Annotated in this window: 4 protein-coding genes; all 4 read left to right on the top strand. The window is 69.5% G+C overall.

The features are described from left to right. The first annotated feature begins 432 nt into the window (after window positions 1-432). The 4 genes from E8A74_RS51345 to E8A74_RS51330 all read left to right on the top strand — a co-directional run bounded on the left by E8A74_RS51345 (window position 433) and on the right by E8A74_RS51330 (window position 6,497). A complete protein-coding gene (locus tag E8A74_RS51345) occupies window positions 433-1,083 on the top strand; it encodes a LexA family protein (RefSeq protein WP_136936538.1) in 651 nt (216 codons plus the stop codon). A 3,126-nt stretch (window positions 1,084-4,209) separates the two neighbouring features. Beyond that, on the top strand, window positions 4,210-4,614 hold the full coding sequence (locus E8A74_RS51340; protein ID WP_136936537.1) for a hypothetical protein: 405 nt from the start codon (window positions 4,210-4,212) through the stop codon (window positions 4,612-4,614). A gap of 220 nt (window positions 4,615-4,834) precedes the next feature. Continuing rightward, window positions 4,835-5,431: a hypothetical protein gene (locus E8A74_RS51335; protein ID WP_136936536.1), complete on the top strand. Its 597-nt coding sequence runs from the start codon at window positions 4,835-4,837 to the stop codon at window positions 5,429-5,431. A 496-nt stretch (window positions 5,432-5,927) separates the two neighbouring features. Further along, window positions 5,928-6,497, top strand: coding sequence for an RNA polymerase sigma factor (locus E8A74_RS51330; protein ID WP_170230025.1), 570 nt, complete (start codon window positions 5,928-5,930; stop codon window positions 6,495-6,497). The last annotated feature ends 109 nt before the right edge of the window (window positions 6,498-6,606 follow it).

The raw sequence follows: 6,606 nt of genomic DNA, 5'->3' as shown, positions 1-6,606 counted from the left end.
GCGTCCACCACGCGGCGCATGCATGGGTCGAGCCCGGCGTCGACCCACCGTCAAGCGCCATCCCCTCTCAAAGTTTGCCGGCGTACCCTCCGGCAAACCGCAGGATCGGCCGAGGGGTGGGTCCGTTACGACCTGGTGGCCATGTCACATCGGAATCGATGCCCACGTGCCGTCGGAACGCGTGCCCACGTGCCGTCGGAACGCGTGCCCACGTGCCGTCGGAACGCGTGCCTACGTGGGTTCGGAATACGCACGAGGCATCGGGCAGTGACCGCGCTCGATCGCGCGGCTCCGCCGGCTCTGTATGCCTAGCGGGTACGCTGCGACGAACCCCCGCGAACGCAGACTGTCGGCCCGCGCCACGATCCGTCGAACGATCTTCCGAGTGCATGCAGGGTTGACAACGCGTACGCTCTCGCGTTTACCCCTCTCGTGAACGTCACGCCGAAGCAGCGGGCCTACCTTGACTACATCCGCACGTACGTCGCGCTCCATCGTGAGCCACCTTCGGAGGCGGAAATGGCAGCGTTCTTCCACGTATCGTCGCCCGTAGCTCATCGGATGGTGATTGCGTTGGAGCAGAGAGGACTGATCGCCCGCGAGCCGGGAAAAGCTCGCTCGATTCGGATCATCGTCGAACCCGCGATGGGCCCGCCTCGCGAGCCTCCCGAGGAGCGGCCAACCCGTCCAAGTGGGCACGTCACCGATCCGCTTGATCCCGAGATCGTGGGCTTGGTTGAATCGCTCCGCGAAGATCGACGCCTTGTTACCCTTGGTTCTTGTTGGGGGCATGGCAAACGCCCCGCCTACGTGGATCTCGCCGTGGATGGCCTTGACGGCCTCCGAGTGTTCGTGCGCCGCATCAATAAACTCGACCGAGCCCTGGCTGACGAGGCGTACATCGAGGTTGGGTTGAACTGGAGCGAGGAAGTGGCCACCGCGTGCGACTTCAACCTGTTTCCGGACTGGATCATGTTGTCCATCAGCATCCAGGGAACAGGGCGCAACGGTGCTCCTCCTGCGACGTTGCTGGCGAAGATCGCGAGTCGCTACCGGGCGGCCTGTCGTGAGGCGACGGCATGAGGGGCTTGATCCGCGAGCGCTTGCTCGTGACTCGATAGCCTCGTACGTCGAGCCGGCGCGGCGCTCGCGTCAGCCGCGTGCTCGCCAGACTTGTATATCGCGAGGCGCGGAGATCGACGCGGTCCTCGTGTTCGCCGGCCTTGGTGTAGGTGCCAAAGTCCGACTTCGGAGGCGCCGGAACTCGACGTCGGTTGGCCGAAACGGCATACTATCCTTAGCTGGTTTGACGGCGTGAAAATCTTCCCAGGAATTTCGCACCCTTGACCGCGCTCGACATCGAATTTCCGCCACCCCCGCATGCGGGGGGGTCGAGGTGGCGGAAACTAAGGATGCGCCGCGCGCGCGTTCGACGTACCGGACGCACGACGAGCGCGGCGAGCACGCTTCGATCGAGGGCACGCGGGGCGCGCGTTTACCCGTGAATTGGGCTTTCCCGTGAAGGGGACCGTTTCCGCCGGCCGTCTGTCTGGGGGACGATTCCACCGGCCGGCGCTCGACGCTCGGACGCGCTACCCCCTTGAATTGCCGCTCCAATCGCACCCCGTACCTCGTGCTCGTCGCATGCAGGGGGTCGACGTCGCGCCACGCGAGGCGGACGCGTCCATCGCAGCATGATGCCGGATGCGGCGGTCATTCGGCCATTTCGCGATCGGCTCCGACTCGCCACGCTCGCCGCGCTCGACGGTCGCCAGGTCGCGGCGCTCGATGCGCCCGACACGCTCGACGTTGGGACGCGGGGGAGCCCTCGGGGCGCGGAGGGGTTGCATTTCCGCCGGCCCCCCTCCTGCCGAAATCTTCGCGTGCTTTCGATAGCTTGGACCGCGCTCGATGCCGCGTTTCCGCCGCGATCGGATGTAGGGTGGCGGAAACGCAGGCGGCCCGACGCGCGCGCTCGACGTGGACGCGCGATGGTTTGCACAGACGCACCCGCCGGGCTCGATGCTCGACACGCTCGACGGCGGGGGCGATCTTCGCCGCGAAATCTCCCCCGAGGCCGACGCGCCGGGACCGCGCTCGACCGCGTGTTTCCGCGGCCCCTCGCGCCTCGCGCTCGACGGTCGCGACGCGGAAAGCCTGCTCGCGCTCGACGGCGCGGGGGGCGGCGAGCGGCGAAATCTCCCCCGAGGCCGACGCGCCCGGACCGCGCTCGACCGCGTGTTTCTGCGGCCCCTCGCGCCTCGTGCTCGACGCCCGCGACGCGGAAGGCCTGCTCGCGCTCGACGGGCGCGGGCGATCTCCGCGGCGAAATCTTCCCCGAGGCCGACGCGCCCGGACCGCGCTCGACCGCGCAAATCCGCGGGCTCGACGCGGGGGGCGGGTGCGCCTCGTGCTCGTCGGCCTCGTGCATCGAGGCGGCGCGGCGAGCGGCGCGCGTCGAAATCTCCCCCGAGGTCTCGCGGCCATGACCGCGCTCGACCGCGTAAATCCGCGGGCTCGACGCGGGGGGCGGGTGCGCCTCGTGCTCGTCGGCCCCGGGCATCGAGGCGGCGCGGCGAGCGGCGCGCGTCGAAATCTCCCCCCGAGGTCTCGCGGCCGTGACCGCGCTCGACCGCGTAGATCCGCGGGCTCGACGTGGGGGGCGGGTGCGTCCCGACCGACCCCGGGGCCATCGAGGGGCGCGGCGCTCGACGCCGATCTCGTGCTCGTCGGCCTCGGGCATCGAGGCGGACGGCGCGGCGAGCGGCGAAATCTCCCCCGAGGTCTCGCGGCCGTGACCGCGCTCGACCGCGAAGATCCGCGGGCCCGACGTGGGGGGCGGGTGCACCTTGTGCTCGCCGGCCTCGTGCATCGAGGCGGCGCGCGGCGAGCGGCGCGCGTCGAAATCTCCCCCGAGGTCTCGCGGCCGTGACCGCGCTCGACCGCGAAGATCCGCGGGCTCGACGTGGGGGGCGGGTGCGTCGCGACCGACCCCGAGGCCATCGAGGGGCGCGGTGCTCGACGCCGGCCCCAGCTCGCCGGCCTCGTGCATCGAGGCGGCGCGTCGAGCGTCGAGCGTCGAAATCTCCCCCCGAGGTCTCGCGGCCATGACCGCGCCCGACCGCGTAAATCCGCGGGCTCGACGTGGGGGGCGGGTGCGTCGAGGGCGCGGCGCTCGACGTGGGCCTCGTGCTTGTCGCCCTGCTCGCCGGCCTCGTGCATCGAGGCGGACGGCGCGGCGCGCGTCGAAATCTCCCCCGAGGTCTCGTGGCCATGACCGCGCTCGATGCCGCATTTCCGCCGCGCCCGGATGTAGGGTGGCGGAAACGCAGGCGGCCCGACGCGCGCGTTCGACGTGGACGCGCTAGGGTTTGCACGGACGCACCCGCCGGGCTCGACGCTCGACACGCTCGATGGCGCGGACGATCTTCGCCGCGAAATCTTCCCCGAGGCCGACGCGCCCGGACCGCGCTCGACCGCGTGTTTCTGCCGCCCCTCGTGCCTCGCGCTCGACGCTCGCGACGTGGAAGGCCTGCTCGCGCTCGACGGGCGCGGGCGATCTCCGCGGCGAAATCTCCCCCAAGGCCGGCGCGCCCGGACCGCGCTCGACCGCGTGTTTCTGCCGCCCCTCGTGCCTCGCGCTCGACGGTCGCGACGTGGAAGGCCTGCTCGCGCTCGACGTCGGGGCGATTTCCGCGGCGAAATCTTCCCCGAGGCCGGCGCGCCCGGACCGCGCTCGACCGTGTGTTTCTGCGGCCCCTCGCGCCTCGCGCTCGACGCTCGCGACGCGGAAGGCATGCTCGCGCTCGACGGCGCGGGGCCAGCTCCGCGGCGAAATCTCCCCCGAGGCCGACGCGCCCGGACCGCGCTCGACATCGAATTTCCGCCACCCCCGCATGCGGGGGGGTCGAAGTGGCGGAAACTAAGGATGCGCCGCGCGTGTGCTCGACGTACCGGACGCACGACGAGCGTGGCGAGCGCGCTTCGATCGGGCGCACGCGGGGCGCGCGTTTACCCGTGAAATAGGCTTCCGCGTGAAGGGGCCGTTTCCGCCTGCCGTCTGTCGGGGCCACGATTCCACCGGCCGACGCTCGATGCCAGTGCGCGCTACCCGCTTGCATTACCGCTCCAATCGCACGCCGTACCTCGTGCTCGTCGTATGCGCCGTGTCTGCGTCACGCCACGCGAGGCGGACGGGTGCATCGCTGCATGATGCAGGATGCTGCGGTCATTCGGCCATTTCTCGACGGTCGCCGGCTCGCGGCGCTCGACGTGCTCGACGGTCGCCGGCTCGCGGCGCTCGACGTGCTCAACACGCTCGACGTCCCCGCCGAAATCCTCGCGTGCTTTCGATGCCTTGGACCGCGCTCGATGCCGCATTTCCGCCGCGCCCGGATGCAGGGTGGCGGAAACGCGGGCGGCCCGACGCGCGCGCTCGACGTGGACGTGCGAGGGTTTGCACGGACGCGCCCGCTGGGCTCGACGCTCGACACGCTCGACGGCGCGGGGCGAGCTCCGCCGCGGAATCTCCCCCGAGGCCGACGCGGCGGGACCGCGCTCGACCGCGTGTTTCCGCGGCCCCTCGCGCCTCGCGCTCGACGGTCGCGATCATGAAGGGCCGCTCGCGCGCGACGGCGCGGGGCGAGCTCCGCGGCGAAATCTCCCCCGAGGCCGGCGCGCCCGGACCGCGCTCGACCGAAATTTTTCCTCATCCTTCCGCGGCCTCGAGCTCGCCCGCATCGACGAAGACCAGGAGGCGCCGCAATGCAGCCATCAACGGACCATAATCGTCCCATTTCGACCCATGGGTGGATCAGTCCGCGCAAGGAGGCCTATGCTGATCATCACCTGCACCCCCGTCCCTGGTTTCAAGGTGTATCGCTGCGGTTTCCGCGAGGAAATCCGCGAAGGGCGCACCGTTCGTGTCGGCCTTTCCTGGCCTGCTGGCGAAACGCGCCTGCCGGACGATGCCCTTACCCCCGAGCAAATCGACGCCCTGAAACGTGATCCGGGCAAGCGGGTCTCGCTGACCCATGTTCCCGACGCGCTGCCTGTCGACGGTCCGCCGGTGCGTACTACGGTCGAGTCGACGCTGCTGGAAGCGTCCAGCGCCCCACCAAGCGCCACGCCGGCCCCTCCGCGACCCCTGGTCGACCCCTCGCCGCTGGAAGCGTCCAGCGCCCCGCCAAGCGCCACGTCGGGCCATTCACGCCCCACGAACGAGCCGACGTCGCTCGACGCGTCCAGCCCCCCGCCAGGCGCATCGCCAGTCCATCGAGCGCCAAACATCGAGCCGACGCCGCTCGACGCGTCCAGCGTCCCGCCAGGCGCATCGCCGTACCTCCTGAGGTCCCACGTCCAGGGACCACCACGCCGCAATCAGCAGACGACCGCGCCGCTCGCAATGGCGCGTGGTCCGCCGACCCGGTGACACCGTGCGTCTCATCCATTCGACGGCGTGTCATTCCGCGCCGTACAGGGAGCCTTTTGCCTTTTCCGCGGAGCTTTACCAGATCACGCCATTGCCCCATAATTTTCGAATGAATCGTCCGTCGCGAGGAGGTGTCTACCCCCGCAACGCGATCCGCGACGAATGTCGAACGCCTCGCGGGTGCGCTGGGTTGCCCACCGTATCAACCTGAACGCGAGTGCAGGTATGTTTGTATGCGCCAGGGTGCTACAAAAATCGCACGAGCTGGGGTAACGTCGTGGGGGTCGCCTGCCACTTTTATAGGTCATGAACCTGGCCCCCTGTCTGTCGACGCCCCCCGGCCCGCCTTCCGCCGACGAACTGGCGGCGCTCCGGCCCGTCGTCCTCGAATGGACTGAGCGTTGGACCGCATCCCCCGAGGACCGAGACGACATCACGCAAGAGGTGATGTTCGAGGCGGAAAAGAGCCGACGAACAACCCCCCCCTATCGGCCCCTTGCGTCCCTGGCTCTGGATCATCGCAGTCCGAACGGCCGCCCGCTACCATAAGCGCAAGCAACGGCCGTTCGTGCTGCTCACGCGACGATTGCGCTCGATTCTGCGCGTCCCGTCCGACGAACCGACCCCGGAGGAAATGGCCTGCCAAACCGGCTGTCTCGAATTGATCGCCCTCGTGCGCCCCCAACTTCCTCCTCGGATGCAAGCGGTGTTCTCCGCGGCATGGGATCAAGGCATGTCGCACGAGGAGATCGCCGAAGCGCTGGGAATCCCGCCCGAACGCTCCCGCGTCTACCTGCACCAGGCAATGCAGCGCCTTGCCGATGCGATGAAAGAGGCTCGTCGGAAGCCCAAGGCCCCGATCATCCTGCCGATCGCGTGGTTCGAGCGATGGTTCCGCCGCGACGGCGCGCCCGAGCTTCCCGGGGCGGCCGACCGCGCGCCCGGAGCTCGCACACTCGCCGGCCTTCGCAGGCTCTTACCGCTGGTCGAGCCTGCGGGCACAGTAGCGGCCGGGCTTGTCCTGGGCGGCGCGGCAATGGCGGTCTGGCTAGAAGTCATCTCATAAATCTTCCAGGAGTCTCCTGAGGTACACGACGATGCATCCGAGGTGGACAAAGCCAAGGAAGTTTTCGACGTGGCGCTCGTACCGTACCACGATGCGACGGAAGCTCTGG

The sequence above is a fragment of the Polyangium fumosum genome, from assembly GCF_005144585.1.
GTDB lineage: Bacteria > Myxococcota_A > Polyangia > Polyangiales > Polyangiaceae > Polyangium > Polyangium fumosum.
Note: the sequence above shows the minus strand (reverse complement) of the source record. Positions and strands in the feature narration are given on the sequence as shown.

Bases quoted from the DNA above. Each gene is read 5' to 3' on its own strand.
- E8A74_RS51340 (WP_136936537.1), top strand. From the start codon at position 4,210: ATGATGCAGGATGCTGCGGTCATTCGGCCATTTCTCGACGGTCGCCGG.
- E8A74_RS51335 (WP_136936536.1), top strand. From the start codon at position 4,835: ATGCTGATCATCACCTGCACCCCCGTCCCTGGTTTCAAGGTGTATCGC.